At 57.0% G+C, this 18,748-nt stretch carries 18 protein-coding genes; 5 read left to right on the forward strand and 13 right to left on the reverse strand.

Annotated elements, in window-relative coordinates; genetic code table 11:
• Positions 1–118: 118 nt before the first annotated feature.
• The gene (gene clpA / locus BUA39_RS04820) at positions 119–2,458 is read left to right on the forward strand and encodes an ATP-dependent Clp protease ATP-binding subunit ClpA (RefSeq protein WP_072791445.1); all 2,340 of its coding nucleotides are present in this window, start codon (positions 119–121) and stop codon (positions 2,456–2,458) included.
• A 72-nt stretch (positions 2,459–2,530) separates the two neighbouring features.
• Here clpA and BUA39_RS17080 read toward each other — a convergent pair whose 3' ends face one another.
• From BUA39_RS17080 to BUA39_RS04845, 5 genes are all read right to left on the reverse strand, one after another.
• Positions 2,531–3,061: a 2'-5' RNA ligase family protein gene (locus tag BUA39_RS17080; protein WP_072791446.1), complete on the reverse strand. Its 531-nt coding sequence runs from the start codon at positions 3,059–3,061 to the stop codon at positions 2,531–2,533.
• A 92-nt stretch (positions 3,062–3,153) separates the two neighbouring features.
• On the reverse strand, positions 3,154–3,762 hold the full coding sequence (locus BUA39_RS04830; protein WP_072791448.1) for a carboxymuconolactone decarboxylase family protein: 609 nt from the start codon (positions 3,760–3,762) through the stop codon (positions 3,154–3,156).
• A 55-nt stretch (positions 3,763–3,817) separates the two neighbouring features.
• Positions 3,818–5,806, reverse strand: coding sequence for a peptidoglycan -binding protein (locus BUA39_RS04835; RefSeq protein WP_072791449.1), 1,989 nt, complete (start codon positions 5,804–5,806; stop codon positions 3,818–3,820).
• 2 nt (positions 5,807–5,808) lie between these two features.
• Positions 5,809–7,029 carry a biopolymer transporter ExbB gene (locus BUA39_RS04840; protein ID WP_072791451.1) on the reverse strand — a complete coding sequence of 407 codons (1,221 nt, stop codon included), beginning with the start codon at positions 7,027–7,029 and terminating at the stop codon, positions 5,809–5,811.
• 78 nt (positions 7,030–7,107) lie between these two features.
• Complete coding sequence (locus tag BUA39_RS04845) at positions 7,108–7,635, reverse strand: gamma-glutamylcyclotransferase (RefSeq protein ID WP_072791452.1); 528 nt, start codon at positions 7,633–7,635, stop codon at positions 7,108–7,110.
• Positions 7,636–7,710: 75 nt separating this feature from the next.
• On the opposite strand from BUA39_RS04845, the gene BUA39_RS04850 reads away from it, so the two are divergent.
• Positions 7,711–8,709, forward strand: a complete 999-nt coding sequence (locus BUA39_RS04850; protein ID WP_072791454.1) for a DUF2125 domain-containing protein — start codon at positions 7,711–7,713, stop codon at positions 8,707–8,709.
• On the opposite strand, the gene BUA39_RS04855 is transcribed toward BUA39_RS04850, so the two are convergent.
• The 3 genes from BUA39_RS04855 to hisC all read right to left on the reverse strand — a co-directional run bounded on the left by BUA39_RS04855 (position 8,706) and on the right by hisC (position 11,526).
• A complete protein-coding gene (locus BUA39_RS04855) occupies positions 8,706–9,419 on the reverse strand; it encodes an extensin-like domain-containing protein (RefSeq protein WP_242648532.1) in 714 nt (237 codons plus the stop codon). The genes BUA39_RS04850 and BUA39_RS04855 overlap by 4 nt on opposite strands.
• Before the next feature lie 107 nt (positions 9,420–9,526).
• A complete protein-coding gene (locus tag BUA39_RS04860; protein ID WP_072791457.1) occupies positions 9,527–10,444 on the reverse strand; it encodes a prephenate/arogenate dehydrogenase family protein in 918 nt (305 codons plus the stop codon).
• Complete coding sequence (gene hisC, locus BUA39_RS04865; RefSeq protein WP_072791459.1) at positions 10,441–11,526, reverse strand: histidinol-phosphate transaminase; 1,086 nt, start codon at positions 11,524–11,526, stop codon at positions 10,441–10,443. The genes BUA39_RS04860 and hisC overlap by 4 nt, the downstream gene beginning before the upstream one ends.
• 236 nt (positions 11,527–11,762) lie before the next feature.
• On the opposite strand from hisC, the gene BUA39_RS04870 reads away from it, so the two are divergent.
• Genes BUA39_RS04870 through BUA39_RS04880 form a run of 3 tightly spaced genes read left to right on the forward strand, consistent with a single transcriptional unit; the run spans position 11,763 to position 13,438 of the window.
• The gene (locus BUA39_RS04870) at positions 11,763–12,353 is read left to right on the forward strand and encodes a class I SAM-dependent methyltransferase (RefSeq protein WP_072791460.1); all 591 of its coding nucleotides are present in this window, start codon (positions 11,763–11,765) and stop codon (positions 12,351–12,353) included.
• 11 nt (positions 12,354–12,364) lie between these two features.
• Positions 12,365–12,661 carry a putative quinol monooxygenase gene (locus BUA39_RS04875; protein ID WP_072791462.1) on the forward strand — a complete coding sequence of 99 codons (297 nt, stop codon included), beginning with the start codon at positions 12,365–12,367 and terminating at the stop codon, positions 12,659–12,661.
• Between the two features lie 24 nt (positions 12,662–12,685).
• Positions 12,686–13,438 carry an AraC family transcriptional regulator gene (locus BUA39_RS04880; RefSeq protein WP_072791463.1) on the forward strand — a complete coding sequence of 251 codons (753 nt, stop codon included), beginning with the start codon at positions 12,686–12,688 and terminating at the stop codon, positions 13,436–13,438.
• Between the two features lie 185 nt (positions 13,439–13,623).
• Here BUA39_RS04880 and BUA39_RS04885 read toward each other — a convergent pair whose 3' ends face one another.
• The 5 genes from BUA39_RS04885 to BUA39_RS04905 form a co-directional block, all read right to left on the reverse strand.
• Positions 13,624–14,079 (reverse strand): hypothetical protein, encoded by a 456-nt coding sequence (locus tag BUA39_RS04885; RefSeq protein WP_072791465.1) that lies wholly within the window; start codon positions 14,077–14,079, stop codon positions 13,624–13,626.
• Positions 14,079–15,380 carry an AAA family ATPase gene (locus tag BUA39_RS04890; protein ID WP_072791467.1) on the reverse strand — a complete coding sequence of 434 codons (1,302 nt, stop codon included), beginning with the start codon at positions 15,378–15,380 and terminating at the stop codon, positions 14,079–14,081. Before BUA39_RS04890 ends, BUA39_RS04885 begins: the two co-directional genes overlap by 1 nt.
• Positions 15,381–15,779: 399 nt before the next feature.
• Positions 15,780–16,400 carry a 30S ribosomal protein S4 gene (rpsD, locus tag BUA39_RS04895; RefSeq protein WP_072791469.1) on the reverse strand — a complete coding sequence of 207 codons (621 nt, stop codon included), beginning with the start codon at positions 16,398–16,400 and terminating at the stop codon, positions 15,780–15,782.
• 227 nt (positions 16,401–16,627) lie between these two features.
• Positions 16,628–17,689, reverse strand: a complete 1,062-nt coding sequence (locus BUA39_RS04900; protein ID WP_072791471.1) for a Hint domain-containing protein — start codon at positions 17,687–17,689, stop codon at positions 16,628–16,630.
• Positions 17,690–17,828: 139 nt separating this feature from the next.
• Positions 17,829–18,746, reverse strand: coding sequence for a lipid A-modifier LpxR family protein (locus BUA39_RS04905; protein ID WP_072791472.1), 918 nt, complete (start codon positions 18,744–18,746; stop codon positions 17,829–17,831).
• Positions 18,747–18,748 lie beyond the last annotated feature (2 nt).

The raw sequence follows: 18,748 nt of genomic DNA on the forward strand, positions 1-18,748 counted from the left end.
TGAGCGGAAATTAACAGAAAAGCCTTGAAGCTCGTCGCAGATCGACCAAACTTTAAAGTATCAGGCATTGGTTTCCATGGGGCTACCCTTGGTGCCGCAGTTGGAAGGAGTACGAGCAGTGCCTTCATTTTCGAAAACACTGGAACACGCGATCCACACCGCGTTGGCGCACGCCAACGAACGACGGCATGAATTCGCAACGCTGGAACATTTGCTTCTCGCCCTACTGGACGAACCTGATGCCGTGCGTGTGATGCGCGCCTGCAGCGTTGATCTAGGCGAGTTGCGCCAGACACTGTTGGAATTCATCGAAGAAGATCTCTCAAACCTTGTTGTGGATGTCGAAGGCTCCGAAGCCGTTCCCACGGCCGCCTTCCAGCGCGTCATTCAGCGTGCAGCGATCCACGTGCAATCCTCTGGCCGCACCGAAGTCACCGGTGCAAACGTGCTGGTCGCGATCTTTGCCGAACGCGAAAGCAACGCCGTCTACTTCCTGCAAGAACAGGACATGACGCGCTATGACGCGGTCAACTACATCGCGCATGGCGTCGCCAAAGACCCGGCCTACGGCGAAACTCGCCCGGTCACCGGCGCGGATGACGAGGACGAAGAAGAGGCCGTGAACGCGGCCCCAAAAGCCAGCGAAGACGACAAGAAAGAAAGCGCGCTTGCCAAATACTGCGTTGACCTCAACGCCAAGGCCGACGCGGGCGATGTTGACCCGCTGATTGGCCGCGACCATGAGGTTGAGCGCTGTATCCAAGTGCTGTGCCGTCGCCGCAAAAACAACCCGCTTTTGGTGGGCGATCCCGGCGTTGGCAAAACCGCCATAGCGGAAGGTCTGGCCTATCGCATTGTGAACGGCGAAACACCCGAGGTGCTGTCCCAAACCACAATCTACTCGCTCGACATGGGCGCGTTGCTTGCAGGCACCCGCTATCGCGGCGATTTTGAAGAACGCCTGAAAGCTGTGGTGACCGAACTCGAAGATCACCCGGACGCCGTGCTGTTTATTGATGAGATCCACACCGTGATTGGTGCCGGCGCGACCTCTGGTGGCGCGATGGATGCCTCTAACTTGCTGAAACCTGCACTGCAGGGCGGCAAGCTGCGGACCATGGGGTCCACGACCTACAAAGAATTCCGTCAGCATTTCGAAAAAGACCGCGCCCTGTCGCGTCGTTTCCAAAAGATCGATGTGAACGAGCCGTCAGTGCCGGACACGATCAAGATCCTGAAAGGTCTGAAGGAATACTTCGAAGAGCATCACGATGTGAAATACACCGCCGATGCGATCAAAACCGCCGTGGAACTGTCCGCGCGCTACATCAATGACCGCAAGCTGCCCGACAAGGCCATCGACGTGATCGACGAAGCAGGCGCTGCGCAGCATCTCGTGGTCGCCTCCAAGCGCCGTAAAACCATCGGCACGAAAGAGATCGAAGCCGTGGTCGCCAAAATCGCGCGCATCCCGCCCAAGAACGTCTCCAAAGACGATGCCGAGGTGCTGAAAGACCTAGAGAAAACGCTGAAACGCGTGGTCTTTGGTCAGAACAACGCCATTGAGGCGCTGTCGTCGGCAATCAAGCTGGCGCGGGCCGGTCTGCGCGAACCTGAAAAGCCCATCGGCAACTATCTTTTTGCCGGTCCAACCGGTGTCGGTAAAACCGAGGTCGCAAAGCAACTCGCCAGCACGCTGGGAGTGGAACTGCTCCGCTTTGACATGTCCGAATACATGGAGAAACACGCGGTTTCCCGTCTGATCGGTGCCCCTCCGGGCTATGTCGGTTTTGACCAAGGTGGTCAGTTGACCGATGGCGTGGATCAGCATCCGCATTGTGTGCTGCTTCTGGATGAGATCGAGAAGGCGCACCCGGATGTCTACAACATCCTCTTGCAGGTAATGGACCATGGGTCGTTGACGGATCACAACGGGCGCACTGTTGATTTCCGCAATGTGATCCTGATCATGACCTCAAACGCAGGGGCTGCCGAACTGGCAAAAGCCGCGATTGGCTTTGGCCGGGAGCGTCGCGAAGGCGAAGATACCGCCGCCATCGAACGCACCTTCACGCCGGAGTTCCGCAACCGTCTGGATGCTGTGATTTCCTTCGCGCCGTTGGGCAAAGAGGTGATCCTGCAAGTGGTCGAAAAGTTCGTACTGCAGCTTGAGGCCCAGTTGATGGACCGTAACGTGCACATCGAACTGACCCGCAAAGCTGCTGAATGGCTGGCGGACAAAGGCTATGACGACAAGATGGGCGCACGCCCATTGGGTCGCGTCATTCAGGAGCACATCAAGAAACCACTGGCCGAGGAGTTGCTCTTTGGCAAACTGGCCAAAGGTGGCGTTGTGAAGGTCACTGTGAAAGACGGCGAGTTGGCGTTGAAGATCGACGGGCCAGACAAGCCACAGATCACCGGCAAAAAGAAACCGCCGCTTCTGACCGCGGATTAACTTTCACTACTTAAACAAAGAACCCCGCCAACTGGCGGGGTTTTCTTTTATGTTAACGAGACTCGACCACCGCTACGACCTGTGTCCTCGCAATCGGAACGTCTGAAGCTTATTGAGTCGCTTACCAGCAAGCTCCACAATCTCCAGAGAATGGATTCTTCCAGTTAATGGAAAAGCCGCAATTTCTGATGGGTCTAATTTTTCCAAAACTGCTCTGTCTTCGTTGGTCGCAATGGTCATGTGAGCGCGATATGGGTGGTCTGGATGCAGTTCGTCCCGATGTGGTCCGTCATAGAGTTGTTTATGCAATTTACTTAATGCCTGCCCACCCATAGAGGCGAGTAGAAGTAGCTTATATGTTCCATCAAAGGGATCGTGTATGACTTCATATTCGGAGAACTTTGTAACAAACTCTGATGCGTGCTCAGCCACATTTTCACAGAGCGACAATAATTTCGATCTTTGCACGTACCTCAAACCGAAGACCAAAGTGACATGTGGTGGAACGAGTTTTGCCCTTTCCGGTTCATAAGATGACCGGAACCGGGCAATCTTGGTAGCGACCCCAGTTTCAAATTCTGGATATGTCAGCACATAAAGCATGTCCGAACGGTGTGCGATCTCGCTCTATAGTTCAATAGCTTTTGTCCATCGCGGCCGAAGCCGTTCAAAACGTAATTACCCTCTTTGAAACCCTACGAATGGTTCCAATCATTCGGATCATCCGAATTGTTCGGGCTTAGCCCAATGATGTCGCCCTTGGTGGAACAACCCAGTCCCAACACGGTGCGGTTGGCATAAGAGAAATAGGCGGTGACTTGGTTGATCTCTAAGATTTCGCCATCTTCAAACCCGACATCACGGAGCGCCTGAATATCGGCTTCATTCATCGCGGAAGGAGTTTGCGTCAGCTTCTGCGCATAGCGCATCGCTTGTTTCTGCGCGTCATCCACCGGGACTGCATCGATATCCCCCGCCTTGATCGCCGCACCGATGGCCGCTGACCGGGCATCATCTCCCAAAAGCCGGGTCATTCCGGCAAAGTGATGATCCACGCAATAGGCGCAATTGTTCAGGTGGCTCACCCAAACGCCCAAAACCTCTAGGAACCATTTGGGCACGGTATTGCCAGAATGGTGCAGCACATATTTGTAGATCGCCATGTGCCCTTCCATTGTGTGCGGACGCAACGAATGGGCCATCATAATGTTGTCGACATTGTTGCCGGGGCCGGTGACGCGCTCATATAGCATCTTCAGCTTGCCGGTCGCCTTTTCAAATGGAATGGTTTCAATCCAACTCATGGCTATCCTCTGTTTGGGCATCCCTATGCGCGGCAGGTTTCCCGCCGCCAGACACCTATTTTTCAGTGAATTTCAATTCAATCCGGCGGTTCCGCGCGCGGGCCTCGGGTGTATTGGCCGGGTCAATCGGCTGATATTCCCCAAACCCGTTCGCCGACAGCCGAGAAGGCGGCAATCCCAGATCGTTGGCCATGAACCGCACCACCGAAAGGGCGCGCGCTTGGCTCAGTTCCCAGTTGTCGGCAAACTGCGCGCCGTTCACGAGGGGAATATTGTCAGTATGCCCATCAACCTGCAGCACCCAGTTGATTTCTGCCGGGATTTCATCCGCGACATCCAACAAAAGCTGCGCAATCGCCGCGATCTGCAAACGCCCTTCAAGGCTGAGGTCCGCGCCACCGGGCGGAAAGAGCACCTCTGAACTGAACACAAAGCGGTCGCCCACAATCCGCACGCCCTCGCGATTGCCCAACAATTCGCGCATGCGGCCAAAGAACTCAGAGCGGTACCGCTCTAGGTCCTGCGCCTCACTAGCCAACCTTGCTGCCTCGGCTTCCAGCCGCTTCCGCTCTGCCTCTTCAAGTTCGCGCCGCCGCTTTTCTTCGGCAGCCGCGCGCGCCAAGGCGGCATTGAGGTCAGACCCCAAGGTCGACAATTGCACCTGCGCGGCGGCATCGCGCGCCTTGCTGTCATCCAGCAGCGATTGCAATTCACCCAACTGCTGGCGCAGCGCAGCAACCTGTTGATTAAGCAAGGCAGTCTGCTTTTCGGCCTCGGTCGCCTCTGACCGGCTTGCCGCCAGCGCCTCATTCGCGATCGCCAGCAGGCGCGCGCGTTCTTCAGCCTCTGTCAATTGCTCCGCCGCTGCGGCCTCTGCCGCGCGTTTGGCCGCCAGTGCCCCCGCAAGTTGCCGCGCCACCTCGTCACGGTCGGTGGCCAGCGTATCCGCCTCCAGCTTCGCGGCCAAAGCGGCGGCAAGCTGCGCCTTCAAAGCCTCCAGTTCCACCTCAGAGCGGGTCACTTCTGCCCCACGCTCTGCGGCCGCGCGTTCTGCCTCGGCCAGTTGTGCCGCCAAGGCCTCTAGTCGCGCCTGCGTTTCGGCCTCCCCGACTTCTGCGTTTTCCAAAGCCAAAGCCGCAGTGGCAAGGTCATTGGTCAGGTTCTGCTCTGCCACAAGCGCCGCTGCCAATTTCAGATCAAGGTCTTCCTGCGCGGCCTCAGCCGCGGCCAGCAAGGTCAGAGTCTCCTCGGCGCGCTTGCGTTGTTCTTCCAGCGCCAGCGTCATCGATGTCAATTCTGCTGAGGCATTTTCCAGCCGCTCTCGCAGCGCTTCGGCGGCGGCGGCTTCGGCAAGGCGCGCCAGTTCTTCTTCGCTCAAACGCGCCTCAAGGTCATTCACCTGCGCCGCTAGGGCCGCGTTGGTTTCCGCATCCTCGGCGGCTTTGGCGCGCATCTCGGCGATCATCACGTCCAGCGCCTCACGTTGCGCCGCCGCCAGACGCGCGGCTTCGGCCTGTGCGTCAATCTCTGTGCGGGCTTGCGCCAAAGCGAGGTTCAATGCCTCTTGCTCGGTCAGCAGCGCATCGCGTTCACTTTCAACAGCCGCAAGGTTGCCCAAAACCGTATCGCGTTCCGCAATTAAAGCGGCGACCTGAGCCTCAAAGCTTGTGATTTCCGTCTGCGCCGCTGCCAGCGCAGCCGCCGTATCATCACGTTGCTGCGTCAGCGACGCGATGAGCGCAGATTGGCGATCTGCCAGCGCCTCGGCATCCGAAAGCGTCGCCCGCAGCGTCCCCACTTGGACCTGCAAGGCATCGCCACGATCCCGCTCCAGACCCAAGGCATCCGCCAGCGCGGCGACTTCCGCCGATAGCGCGTCCAGCTTGCTTGCCTGACCTGAAATCGTTTCCCGCAGCACAAATTGCACCACCATAAAAATGGTCAGCACAAACATCAGAACCAGCAAAAGCCCGGTCATCGCATCGACGAACCCCGGCCAGATCGAGGCTTGGAACCGCTGTCCTGTCCTGCGAGAGAGCGCCATGGTCAGCCCTCCTGCGACCCGTCAGGCTTGGTCTGGTTGAACCGGCGACGGCGTGGGGGCTGCTGGTCACCCAGCTTGCTGATCGCTTGCGTTAACGCCGACAGGTCGCTGCGCAATTCTGCCATGGAATCCTGCCGACCGGCAGAAATCTCTTCCAAGATACGCAGCATCTGAACATCAATCGAGCGCAGGCGCATGCGGCTTTCCGCATCAATACCACCGCCACTGCCACCGGCATCTTTCAGAACCGCAATCAGTTCCGCTTGCCCTTCGACAAGCCGGTCCATCGCCTCACCAGAGACCCCGCCGCTGCCCATGCGTTCGGTCATCACCTGCACAGCCTGCGCAAGGTCGCCGACCTGTGTTTCCACCCGTGCGCGGCTGGTTTCAGCCTTGGTGAACATCACCTGCAGCTGGTCCATTTGTTCGGCCATATGGTCCAGCACTTCGCCCAAAACATTGGTTTCCAGACCCTGTTCACCATCCGCGCCGGTAAAGCCCAAACGCGTGATCGAACTAAGCCATTCTTCAAGTTCGCGGTAGAAACGGTTCTGCCCGTGGCTGGCAAAAAGCTCTAGCAGACCCACAACCAGCGACCCGGCCAAGCCCAACAAGGACGAGGCAAAGGCCACGCCCATACCATTCAATTGGCTTTCCAGACCGGTCATCAGACGGCCAAACACCTCGATCCCGCCTTCACCCTCTGCTGGGGCCAAGCTGCGGATCGTTTCAACAACTGCCGGAACCGTGGTTGCCAACCCATAGAAGGTGCCCAGCAAGCCAAGGAAGATCAGCATATTCACGATATAGCGCGTGATCTCGCGCGCTTCGTCGATCCGTGTGGCAACTGAATCCAAAATCGACCGCGCCGAGGTGGCGCTGATCTGCCCGCGCGCGCCCCGCGACCGAAGCAAAGACGCCAAAGGCACCAAAAGTTGCGGAGGCTGAAGTTGTTCAAACCCTTCGACCCGCCCCGCGAAAGCCTTGATCCAACGCGTCGAACTGATCAGCGAAAATACCTGCGCGAAACACGCCAGCACGCCGATGGCAAAGACGAAAACGATAAAGCCGTTCAGATAGGGATTTGCCTCAAACACCGGGAAAACACGCGGCAAGGCAATATAGGTCAGCCCCCCGGTCAGCCCGAGGACGATCAACATCGAAAAAATCTGTCTCACCGGCTGTGAGAAATGCGGCTCGGCCTCTCGGTCTGGCAGCTCCATTTGGCCAGCTCCTGACGCTGTTATTATCTGTGCCTCACCCTAAGCGGCCAACGGTGCTGTGCCAAGAAGTATTAGGGTTTAGGCAGTCAAATCCCGCACCCGTGCCGACAGCCAATCCAGTTCCGCATCCTTGATCCCCAATTCGGCCAAATGCGCAGCAGTATTATAGAGGTATTCGGTGTTTGGCCCACGCCCACCCACAGCGGTCGAGATCACACGCGCCTGCTCTTCAAGATCAAGATGGATGTACTGCACGTGATGCGGATCAATCACATAGGTCACCGCCGTTATCTCGCGCCCGTCTTGCAGGGTCACAGGGAGTTCGCGTTCAAGATAGGCAGATGACACCAATTCCCGCTCTCGCAGCTCGGCCAGTGCCGCGTCCTCGGTGCCGGGTTTCACCCGCAGCGCCAGGCCGTTGCAGCACGCATTTTCAGCGGCGTCCAACGCGAGAACCAAGCCGGGGTGGTCTTCGGTGCCCCGGTGATGGATCGAAGACATACAAAAACTGCGGTGCCAGCCGTGCAGCTTGGCAACCGCTTGTTCTGCGACGTCAAAGCCGGGGTTCCACAAAAGTGACCCATATCCAAACACCCAAAGCGACATCTTGTTTCCACGCTGGTCTATTGTTCTAAGCGCGTTTAAACACCAAAGCGCGTGAACTGCAACGAGGCCAAACCCATGAGACGTCTGCTGATTGCCATCCTAGTCGTGGCCCTTGGCTGGTTTGCCTATTGGTTCATCGTCGCCCGCGCTGCGCAATCGGGCTATGAGGCATGGTTTGACGCGCGCCGCGCCGAGGGCTGGCAGGCCGAGTATTCTGAATTGCATCTGCGCGGCTTCCCGAACCGGATCGACACGACGATTGACGACATTCGCTTGGCTGACCCGGAAACCGGTCTGGCCTGGACAGCACCTTTCTTTCAGATCTTTGCACTGAGCTATCGTCCGAACCACCTGATTGCCGTCTGGCCAAACCAACAGACCTTGTCGTCGCCCTTTCAGAGCATCGACATAACCAGCGACCAAATGCGGGCCTCGGCGGTTTTTGCGCCGGACACGCGCCTTGCGATCCGTCGCGCCAATTTCGCGGCCGAAAATCTGCAACTGACATCTGACGCGGCATGGCGCACCGCCGCCGCATCGCTGCAAGTGGCGCTGCGCCGCACAGATGACGACCTAGAGGCGCAAAGCACGCGCTACCTGATCGCCCTGCAAGGCATCGGCGTTGCCCCACCCGCCGCACTGCGCACCCCCGCCCTGCCCGAAACCCTCAGCGCGCTTGATCTGGATGTAACGGCTGGCTTTGACCGCCCATGGGACCGTCGCGCGCTTGAAGAGCGCCGTCCGCAGCCAACCTTGCTTGCAATCCGCACTGCGAAGGCAGAATGGGGGCCGATGCAAATCCAGATTGCAGGGGAAGTGGTGGCCGACGATGTCGGCTATATGCAGGGCGAACTCATTCTGCGCGCCAAAGAATGGCAGGCCATGGTCGCCATGGCGCGGGACAGCGGGCAGATTGATCCGTTTGTCATCGACGGCGTCGAACAGGCGCTCAGGTTGTTTTCATCGCTCTCGGGACCGGGCGAGGATATCGACTTGACGCTGACGTTTAAGAACGGGCGCACCTATGCTGGTCTTTTGCCGATTGGCCCCGCACCGCTGATGGTGCTGCGCTAACGGCAATAGGCACCGCTGCGATGCCGTGCAGTGTCGAAATGGAAATGATCCTTGTGAAAGCGATCTGAATTCGGCCCCAGAACAGTCCCGAACGGGCCGCAGGCGGCTTTGTGCATCTTTTTCAGGATACGGCCATAACGGCCCCTGCCCCAATCCTCCAAGACCGAAATCTTATCGCCGTTTTCCAGATGAAACCCCGAGATATCAATCGCCCGGCCTTTGCCATGCTCTGAAATCTTCGCACCTTTGCGATGATTGCGGGTGCGACAGGAATACCCCGCCGCCACCTGCAGGCGCGCAACCCCGCCGCCGGTGCGCCCAACCGCACGGTCCATGCCGCCCTCAACCCATGTTTTCAGCGCTCGTGCGGTGTCACATTCCACGGTCACTGGTCGGGTCAAAACCACGCCACTGACAGAATAAAGCTTTACCGCGTCTTTGATCCCGCAACCGGGCAAAGCCCCCGGCACGCGGCCGACCTCGACCCCTTGCAAATCGCGATCCCGGCAGATGCGGCCAATCTTTTGACCCTGCGGCGTATAGACCGCGCGCTTGCTTTCAGTGCGTTTCGGTTTGGGCGCTGGGATAATCGCCGCCTGCCGAACCACCACCGTCTCTTTCACAGGACTGCTGCGGCGCACCGTTGCAAACCGCGAAGGCCGCGCCACAGGGCGCAGGCTGCGGCTTGGCGCGAAACTGGAAATGGCCACCGGGAACACATCGATGCGGGCAACTGGTCTTAACGAAGTTTCCGGCGCTCTGGCCTCTGCCAGCGTTGCGGCTAACAGCAAGGAAAGATATGTCAGCGCCCGCCGCACTATTGCGCCTTACCACGACCAAAGTCGGGCGCGTCTGTATCTTGCCCCGCTTCAATGATCCCCCGCCGAATGGCGCGCGTGCGGGTGAAATAGGCATGCAGATGATCGCCATCCCCGCGCCGAATGGCGCGCTGTAGGGCAAACAACTCTTCAGTAAAGCGACCTAGAATTTCCAATGTCGCGTCTTTGTTGTTCAGAAATACGTCGCGCCACATGGTCGGGTCACTCGCGGCAATCCGGGTAAAATCCCGAAAACCCGACGCCGAGTATTTGATCACTTCGCTTTCCGACACCCGTCGCAGGTCGTCCGCCACACCCACCATCGTATAGGCAATCAAGTGCGGCGTATGCGAGGTCACAGCCAGCACCAGATCATGGTGGTCGGCATCCATCTCTTCCACCATCGAGCCAAGGCCACGCCAGAACGCGGCAAGGTCATCCGCTGCTTTGCGGTCGGTGGTGTCATCGGTGATCAACAGGCACCAGCGGTTGTCAAATAGCTCGGCAAATCCCGATTCAGGCCCGGAATGTTCGGTCCCTGCCAATGGGTGCGCCGGGACGAAATGAATGTCATCACTAAGGTGCGGGGTCACATCGCTGATCACCTGCCGCTTGACGGACCCAACATCCGTCAGCGTCGCGCCGGGTTTCAGTGCCGGTGCCAAATCAGCCGCAACCGCGCCCATCACGCCAACCGGCACACAAAGAACAACAAGGTCCGCGTCTTTGACGGCGTCCTTCGCGGTGTCATAGACCTTATCGCATAGCCCAATCCGACGCGCCGTCTCGCGAGTTTCTTCTGACCGCGCATAGCCCGTGACCTCACCCGCCAATCCGGCGCGTTTGATGGCCCAGAACATCGACGAGGCAATCAGCCCCAAACCGATCAAAGCAACGCGGTCATAGATCTGGCTCATACCGCTAGCTCCTTAAAGCTTTTGACCGCATGGGCCACACGGCGACAGCCAGACTCATCCCCAACCGTGATCCGCAGGCAATTCGGCAGCCCATAGCCCGCCACCTTGCGCACAATGATCCCTTGCTTTTTCAAGAAGGCATCACAGGCGCTGGCCTCTGCCTCTGACGCGAACCGCGCCAGAATGAAATTCGCGCAGGAGGTATCAGAGGGCACGCCCAGCTCCATCAAAGCCTCAGCCAGCCAAGCCCGCAGACGCGCATTGTCCTTGCGACAGCGATCCACAAATTCAGTGTCACGCACTGCGGCCTCAGCCACCGCCAATTGCATGTTCGACAAGTTGAATGGCCCGCGCACACGGTTCAGGACATCAATGATCTCTTTGGGCGCATAGCCCCAGCCAACGCGCAACCCGCCCAGCCCGTAAATCTTGGAAAACGTACGGGTCATAATCACATTGTCGCGCGCATCGACCAGCCCCGCACCGCCGTCAAACCCCTCAACGAACTCGGTATAGGCCCCGTCATGCACCAACAGGCACCCCTCCGGCAGACCATCCGCCAGACGTGCGACTTCGTTGCCGCCCACCATAGTGCCGGTCGGATTTCCGGGGTTGGCGATAAAAACGATCTTGGTCTTGTCGGTGCAGGCCTTCAGGATGGCATCAACATCCACAACACGCTCCCGCTCCGGCACCACCACGGGAGTCGCCCCGCAGGCGTGCACGAGGATCGGATACATCGAAAACCCGTGTTCGGTATAGATGATCTCATCCCCTGGCCCGGCAAAACACTGTGCGATGAGGTGCAGCACCTCATCGGAGCCAACGCCACAGATGATCTGCTCTGCCTTGAGGTCATGCACCTCGGCAATGGCCGCGCGCAGATCCGCATGATCTGTTGACGGATACCGATGCATGTTCAGCCCGGACTTGCGATAGGCCTCTTTTGCGGCATCGCCCGCGCCATAGGGGTTTTCGTTTGACGACAGTTTCACAATGTCGCTCACGCCCTCGACGGTCGATTGCCCGCCCTCATAAAGCGCGATTTCCATAATACCCGGCTGAACTTGGATCTTGGTCATGTCGGTTCCTTCACTTCGCCCTCGTTCTACTGGGCTTGCTGACCGGTGAAAATGCCAATTCGTGCGCCGCCCCCCGAGACCCGCCGGGGTTGCGGCAAAGATATAACACCTGCCCAAGTTTTCCACTCGGCAGGCGCATGTCCGCCTGACTGTCCGGCCAGAGCGCAAATCTGTCCGACCCACGAAAGCCGACCCACAGATGCGCCCCTAAAGTCGATCAAAACGTTAGGGGCCTCATGGAACTTGATCACCGATACAACGCCGCCGCGCCAATCTGGAGTCAAATGCTGGAACAACACCGTTTCCCAGCCGCCTACCGGCACCTCGCCAGCTTTGCGCCAACGGACCGCGCCCTGCGTATGGTGGATGTCGGTGCGGGCAGCGGCGATTTCTCCACGGCCTATTGCGCCATGCGGCAACGCCCTGTCGATCACGTGCTGCTGGACCGCGCTGACAACATGCTGGCCGAAGCGCAAAGAGCCCATCCTCAGGCGCAGACAATCTGCGAAGACCTTGCAGCACATAGCCCTGCAAAACCCTACGACGTGACGCTTTGCGCCCATGTGATTGAACATTGCCCCGATCCCTTTGCAGCCATGTCCCACCTCGCGCGGATCACGGCACCAGGTGGGACGCTGTTGCTGGCCATCTCGAAACCGCATTTCTGTCAGGTCTTTATCTGGCTCAAATGGCGTCACCGCTGGTTCTCCACAGCTGACATCACCGCCATGGGCGCTTCGGCGGGGCTGACCCTGCGCGCTGTCGTCCCCTTTCCCACCGGCGTGCCCTCGCGCGTGTCGCAGGGATATGTCTTTGAAAAACCATAAGGATCACCATCATGCTTATCGCCCACGTCGAATTCCGCGTTCAGCCCGAAGACCGCGACGCAGCGCTGTCCCTGCTCTTGCAAGAGGCACAGAAGGTGCGCGCCATGGCAGGCAATCAAAAGTTTCAGGCCTTCCTCAACCCCGAACAGGCAGACACGCTGGAAATCGTACACGAATGGGACAACGAGGATGGCTTTGCGACCTATCTCGCCTCCGAAAACTTTGCCGCCATCGGAGCAGCCTTGGGGCCAAAGATGACGGCCCCGCCGGTCTCCAAACGATTTACGGCCACGCCTCTCGCGCAATAGCAGCAAGCCCGCTACAGTCATCCCATGACCCTGCCCCCGGCTTATGCCTTTGTGAAAGACTTTGACCCGGAACCCAGCAAAACGCTGGTGATGGATCGTCATTACCTGCTTTACGCGGCCAAGGGCGCGATGCGGCTTGAGGCCGAGGGCCGCGGCTGGACATTGCCCCCCGCCCGCGCCGCGCTGATCCATGCGGGACGAGAGATCACAGTGGCCATGCCCCAGCGCCTGTCGGCCTGTTCGGTGCTGTTTGACACGGGCTTTGTCGCCGCGCCCAAGGCCAGCCTCTCGGTCTTTGAAATGACCCCGCTGGCACGCGAATTGGTCTTGGCCTGCCGCACCTACGGCCCGGATGCGACGCTGGATGACTATGGCATGCAGCTTTTTCAGCTTCTGGCCGTGACCACATGGAAACTCGCGGAAACGCCTTCGCGCGCGGGGCTACCTTCGGGCAAAAGCGACGCTGTGCGCAAGGCCTTGGCCCTGACCGAAACCCAACTGGCGGGCGAGCCCAGCTTTGAGATGATCGCCACGCAGGTCGCCCTCAGCCCCCGCACCCTTGCGCGCCGTTTTTCTGAAGAACTCGGCATGACCTGGCGCCAAGCCCTCCGCCGCCTGCGCATGAACCACGCCATCGAAGCCCTCGCCGACCCGCAGCGCCAGATCACAGAGATCGCCTTTTCGGTGGGCTATAACTCGCTCTCAGCCTTCAACACCGCGTTCCGAGATTTCACCGGGCTGACCCCGACGGAATTCAGGGGGAGTTTTGGGGGATGAGGGGGGCCACAAAGTGCGGCTGGCCGATCATTTCTACTGGGTAAAGTTATATTTCAAGTTTTGAGGAACTAATGAAAAAATTTAGTTGCAGGTCATATCATTTGCGCGCGCATCGCGACCTACGGTCTTAAGGCGTTGAGAGCATTACTGCGTGAAACTACACCTGTGCGATTTTGAGAAATGCTCTATTTTGTTTTTTTGTATGAGGCTTCGTTTTGAATGACTGAGATATCTGGGCAATATGCATGGCCCACGTAGTTTCTGATATTGTTTCTACAAGTGGCCATTCGATTATCGCGTGAAATAACGAGTAGGCAGCCGCTCACATTTGCCAAAGCAAAGATATGAAGGTCGTCGCACTCAGGTGGTACGTCGCCAATTATTGTTTGAATCCTGTCGTTGAGTTGCTTCTCTGCATCATCAACTTTTTCTTGGCAAACGACAATGACTTGGTTCCTATCACGCAGGTTGTTCAAGAGTTCAGTTAGCTTTGTCTTGGCCTTTGCCTCCTCTAGCGCTTTAGTTCCTCCGATTACTAACTTGACTCGAGTATTAGAGAGTAAGTCTTTGAAAAAATAGGCCGGATAATTTGCGTGCTTGGGATCAATGTCCACGCAGGTGTCAAGAATATATTCGGGCATTAAAGCAACTCAAACTTTTCAATACTTTCTTTTACAAAAAAGCTCCTAAAGTTTTCTGGGGGATCTACAAACGAGCCGTTTTCATCAATCTCAATTTCATGGGCGCTGTTTTCACCTTGCGTCGTCTTGTCGAAATAGATCACTTGAGATCTTAAATCTCGGTCACCCTTTTTTAGAGCCATTCTGAAACGATCAATTATGAAATCGCTGTGAGTTTCAACAACTAGGGCGCTACCGTCTAGCGTCGCATTGTGGAACACATCACCTAGTGCAGCTTGGGCTTTTGGATGCAGATGTAACTCAGGCTGCTGAATCAAAAATGAGGTGCCTGATGGGTAGAATGAAATGTCGGTAATAATTGGGAGCACTTGACCAACGCCGAAACCCAATTCGTCCACATAGAAATATTTGTCTGCCTTTCGGACTTGGAGAACAAAGGGCTTATCTTTCACTTTGGTCTTAATAGTATTTACAACTATCTCATCGAAAAGACCGCTTACGCGACCAAATTCATTGATTGACTCCGCCAATTCAGGGTTACCAGTCAGTACGTCACGCAGCATAAATGGAGTATGCTCACCAGTACTGCTAAACTGGCTCTTAGATCCATGATGCAGTCTTCTTGTCTTAGCACGCATAGGCCCATGCGTCAGGCAACCGAGAGGGGGATAACTTACTGCTGTTACTCGCGGCTTTCCCTTCTCGTTGCGCACTGCAGCATTCAATGCCTCCAACCATATCCAATTGTCCGGCTGACTTTCCCATTCAACATCATGGTGCTGATTAAAGCGGTCCGATGAATTGTTGTGAATGTGCTCTATGGCGGATCCATTTTCGGCATGACTGGCGCTGGTGTCATACTTGAATGCATCGTAGCGGTACGAAATTCTATCCTTGCCTCGCTTGAGCCTTAAGACCGTACCGTCGTGCACGATTGTTACATTTGACACACGGAGTTCATCTCTAACAGCCTTGTACGTGATAAGTCGCGCACGAATTCTCAGGTCTTGGTCCGGCTTCGTCCTTTCTTTTATTAGAAACCCAATGGTTGTTTCTTTAGAACCACTAATTCGAGAGCAAACGTCAAAAACAGATTCGATCCCATCGACTGCATCCAAGATGTCAAGAAATAGCATGTGTTGGCGAGAATCAATTAGCTCGATCAATTGCAGAAAACTAGACTTGCCAGTGCTGTTCTCGCCTACCAAGAAATTACATGAGCGCAAGTTGTGCCAACCATTAGGCAGGCCCTTGAAATCTTTTGAGAAAAGTGCGTACTTCTCAAGCCGCCTGTTTACCATAATTGCTCTTCCTGCTCAAAATATAGCGTCTACGTGCTGACACTACACTTTATGCGGTAGTGGTTGCAACAAACCTTTGAATTGGATTTTGCTTGTTCTTTGTTGCCTTACCGACCGGTTTGAATCGCGCTCTTGTCTGATTTTCAGTCATAAACTCATTCTGCCGCGCTAACTTCTTCAACACGGCATGGCTATCTCTACCTTGTAGTAGACGGGTTCCCCGGGAAGATTTCTGAAGGGTAGTTAGGATAGTTAGTATGTGAAGCTTTGCTAACTTAGCACTTTACACCCGGCACTGCTCGAGTTGATCACAAGCGCACTACAGCGCGTCCAAAAAACAAAAAAAACCGCGCTGGTCTCCCAGCGCGGTTTCTCAAATTCTTTAAATGTCGGCGAAGATTAGTTCTTCGCGTAGAATTCAACAACCAGGTTTGGTTCCATGATGACAGGGTATGGCACGTCGGACAGGCCCGGAGTGCGCACGAAAGTCGCTGTCATTTTGGAGTGATCCGCGTCGATGTAGTCAGGCACATCGCGCTCTGCCAGTTGAACGGCTTCCAGCAGAACGGCCAGTTGCTTGGAACGATCACGCACCTCGATCACGTCGCCTTCTTTGACGCGGTAGGATGGGATGTTCACTTTCTTGCCGTTCACACGGACGTGACCGTGGTTCACGAACTGACGGGCTGCGAATACGGTTGGCACGAATTTCGCGCGGTAAACAACCGCGTCCAGACGGCGCTCCAGCAGACCGATCAGGTTTTCACCGGTGTCGCCTTTGACACGCTCGGCTTCACCGTAGATGCGGCGGAATTGCTTTTCGGTCAGGTCGCCGTAGTAGCCTTTGAGTTTCTGCTTTGCGCGCAGCTGCAGACCGAAGTCTGACATTTTGCCTTTGCGGCGCTGACCGTGCTGGCCTGGGCCATATTCGCGACGGTTCAGTGGGGACTTTGGACGGCCCCAGATGTTTTCGCCCATGCGGCGATCAATTTTGTACTTGGCAGACGTGCGTTTGGTCACGGCTGTTCTCCTTCATGTTAAGTGCTTCGCGACTTGATCCGAAAACCGGTTCCCACTTTTCGGGTCGCAAACGCAGGTTCGAAGGGCGTTGTCCTCTTTCCGGTTATTGCCGGAATGACAGGAATCCCCTTGCGGGGGCCACCAACACCAATGAAATGGCGCTTATAGAGGGGAATGTAGGGGAGTCAACGCGGAAACCGCTGCAGGTGCTCAAATCTCAGCCGCGTTTAAGCAGCCTCATATCGCAGGATCGCGGCCTCGGACGCCGTCAACTGCCGCCGCACGTGATCGCCGTAGATATAAGGGCGCTCAGCAAGGTCTGGATTGAGCGCCAAAAGCCGCGCGCGATCGGTATCATCCAGCGCTGACATGGCGGCGTCTGCCGGATGGAAGCTTTCGGTCTCCACGCCATTGGCAAAGATGATCTCATGCCGGGGCAGCATCAGGTGCATATAGGTCACCTCGCGCACACGAAAATCCTGCAACACCGTGCGTCCGTTTTCCAGTTGCCGTGCCGACACCAGAACTTCGGGCGTGTTAAACAGCGCCCGCGCGACTTCCCCCCGCACCAAAATGCGGTGCTCGGGCGATACGACAAGTTCGGTCTGGGGATAATCTGGCCCCAAGGCCCCTGCCCGAATGCGGATCGGGCGCAGTTTCGGCATCGCAAAGAGCCGCGCGCCAGTCATTTTGCGCGCGCCCAGCCACTCTATGGGCTGCGGGCCGCTGTCCTTTGTGGTGACCAGATCACCCTCTTGCAGCGCATCAATCGGCACCGGACCGCCAGGTGTCTCAATCAATGTGCCGGGGGTGAAACAAATCACCCGCGCCGCCAGCGGATCCTGAGGGTCAGCCGCGGCTTTGTCCAAGGCATGATGAATCACCCAAAGCTCTGCGTTCTTGGGCGGGATTTGGTCGACAAACATCAACAGCGACGTGCCGTTTTCAACCGGAATGACAGTGACAGTATAGCTTTGCTGCCCATCGGAGACGACAAAGGTGCTGTCCTGCAGAGGTTCTTCGACCTCGATCTCATCAACGGCATTGGTCCCGCTCATGGCCGCGCCAACAAGCTTGCGCACCATGCGGGCCGCCTTGCGCCGCAAGATCAGTTCGTTTTCGCCACGCTCTAGTCGCAACAGTTCGGTTGGGCCATCGACCCGCACCGCGTCTCCATGCCATGACCACACCGCGCCTTTTTGTATAGCGCTTATGGGTGCAGCCCCAAGACCGTCTACTTCAGTTTGCGACCAGGAGATGACGAACGTGCCCAGAAAGCCCGTTCCCATTTGCCTGTGTCCTGCCTCATATTCTTATTAGCAGCCAACGTAGCAAAAGTGATTCGCTCTGGGAAGCCCCTATCGAATCTCGGATTGATACCAGTGGCTTAAAAGCCAGAAGTCATGTGGGCAGAACCGGCGCTCCGGGTCAGAACCGCAGCTTGATGCGCACGGCCCCAACCACTTGCCCTTCGCCTTGTTCGGCAAACTCCGGGCTCAGCCACGTTGCGCCATAATAGACGCTGGCCTTCTCTCCCTGCCAATTCAGCCCCAACCGATAGCGTTCTCGGGTTTCTTCCAAAGTCACGGTGGAGGCCGGCAGGTAGATGCTGCTGTCCACGTGGGCGATATCTGCCCCAGCGATCAGCGACCAACCGGGCCGGTTGTTGCGGATGGTCTGGTAGCGTTGGCCCGACACAGGATCGCGCACCAGCATTTCATCCTGCCCAAATTGTCCAATCACAAGGTCAAACCCCGTGCGTATCAGCGTTTCATCCCCAACGCGCGCCTCCACAAAGGGGCGCAGCGCAGCATTGCCGCCAAGGTCAAAGGTATACCCCACTTCAGCCACGCCGGTCAGCACGACCTTGTCACCAATCTGGTTGTCAAAAACAGCGTCGGCAGGGTCTCGCAGACCAATCAGATCGTGGAACCCCGATTGCAAATCAGCAAGTCCGGTGCTTGGCCCGACCAAGGTCACGTCGGCCCCTAAGGAAAATTCAACGCCTTGCTGCTGCCAATGCGTATGCGCCCCGATGGACAGCGCCCCGGCATAGCGCCGGTCGTCTGCGTCAAAGACTTGCAAATTATCTGGCGCAATCACCTGCCCCAAGATGCGCAACTCAATCACATCGCCAAAGGCATCTGGCTGATTACTCTGCCCAACCTGCCCAAAGACGTGACTGCCCACAATCGACCCCGAACGCCAGCGATCCTGCCCATCCCCAAGGAAGTCATTCACAACCAAACGGCCATAGCCAATTTGCTCTGCGGTTGCCGTGGTCGGCTGCCCGGCGATCATAACGCCGCAGCAAAGGGCCATAACGCCCGCGAAATTCGTTTTCATCT

Source organism: Cognatishimia maritima (genome assembly GCF_900129685.1).
Lineage (GTDB): Bacteria > Pseudomonadota > Alphaproteobacteria > Rhodobacterales > Rhodobacteraceae > Cognatishimia > Cognatishimia maritima.

Coding starts and splice junctions, on each gene's coding strand:
- BUA39_RS17080 (WP_072791446.1), bottom strand. CDS start 3,061: ATGCTTTATGTGCTGACATATCCAGAATTTGAAACTGGGGTCGCTACC.
- BUA39_RS04830 (WP_072791448.1), bottom strand. CDS start 3,762: ATGAGTTGGATTGAAACCATTCCATTTGAAAAGGCGACCGGCAAGCTG.
- BUA39_RS04835 (WP_072791449.1), bottom strand. CDS start 5,806: ATGGCGCTCTCTCGCAGGACAGGACAGCGGTTCCAAGCCTCGATCTGG.
- BUA39_RS04840 (WP_072791451.1), bottom strand. CDS start 7,029: ATGGAGCTGCCAGACCGAGAGGCCGAGCCGCATTTCTCACAGCCGGTG.
- BUA39_RS04845 (WP_072791452.1), bottom strand. CDS start 7,635: ATGTCGCTTTGGGTGTTTGGATATGGGTCACTTTTGTGGAACCCCGGC.
- BUA39_RS04850 (WP_072791454.1), top strand. CDS start 7,711: ATGAGACGTCTGCTGATTGCCATCCTAGTCGTGGCCCTTGGCTGGTTT.
- BUA39_RS04860 (WP_072791457.1), bottom strand. CDS start 10,444: ATGAGCCAGATCTATGACCGCGTTGCTTTGATCGGTTTGGGGCTGATT.
- hisC (WP_072791459.1), bottom strand. CDS start 11,526: ATGACCAAGATCCAAGTTCAGCCGGGTATTATGGAAATCGCGCTTTAT.
- BUA39_RS04870 (WP_072791460.1), top strand. CDS start 11,763: ATGGAACTTGATCACCGATACAACGCCGCCGCGCCAATCTGGAGTCAA.
- BUA39_RS04875 (WP_072791462.1), top strand. CDS start 12,365: ATGCTTATCGCCCACGTCGAATTCCGCGTTCAGCCCGAAGACCGCGAC.
- BUA39_RS04880 (WP_072791463.1), top strand. CDS start 12,686: ATGACCCTGCCCCCGGCTTATGCCTTTGTGAAAGACTTTGACCCGGAA.
- BUA39_RS04885 (WP_072791465.1), bottom strand. CDS start 14,079: ATGCCCGAATATATTCTTGACACCTGCGTGGACATTGATCCCAAGCAC.
- BUA39_RS04890 (WP_072791467.1), bottom strand. CDS start 15,380: ATGGTAAACAGGCGGCTTGAGAAGTACGCACTTTTCTCAAAAGATTTC.
- BUA39_RS04900 (WP_072791471.1), bottom strand. CDS start 17,689: ATGGGAACGGGCTTTCTGGGCACGTTCGTCATCTCCTGGTCGCAAACT.
- BUA39_RS04905 (WP_072791472.1), bottom strand. CDS start 18,746: ATGAAAACGAATTTCGCGGGCGTTATGGCCCTTTGCTGCGGCGTTATG.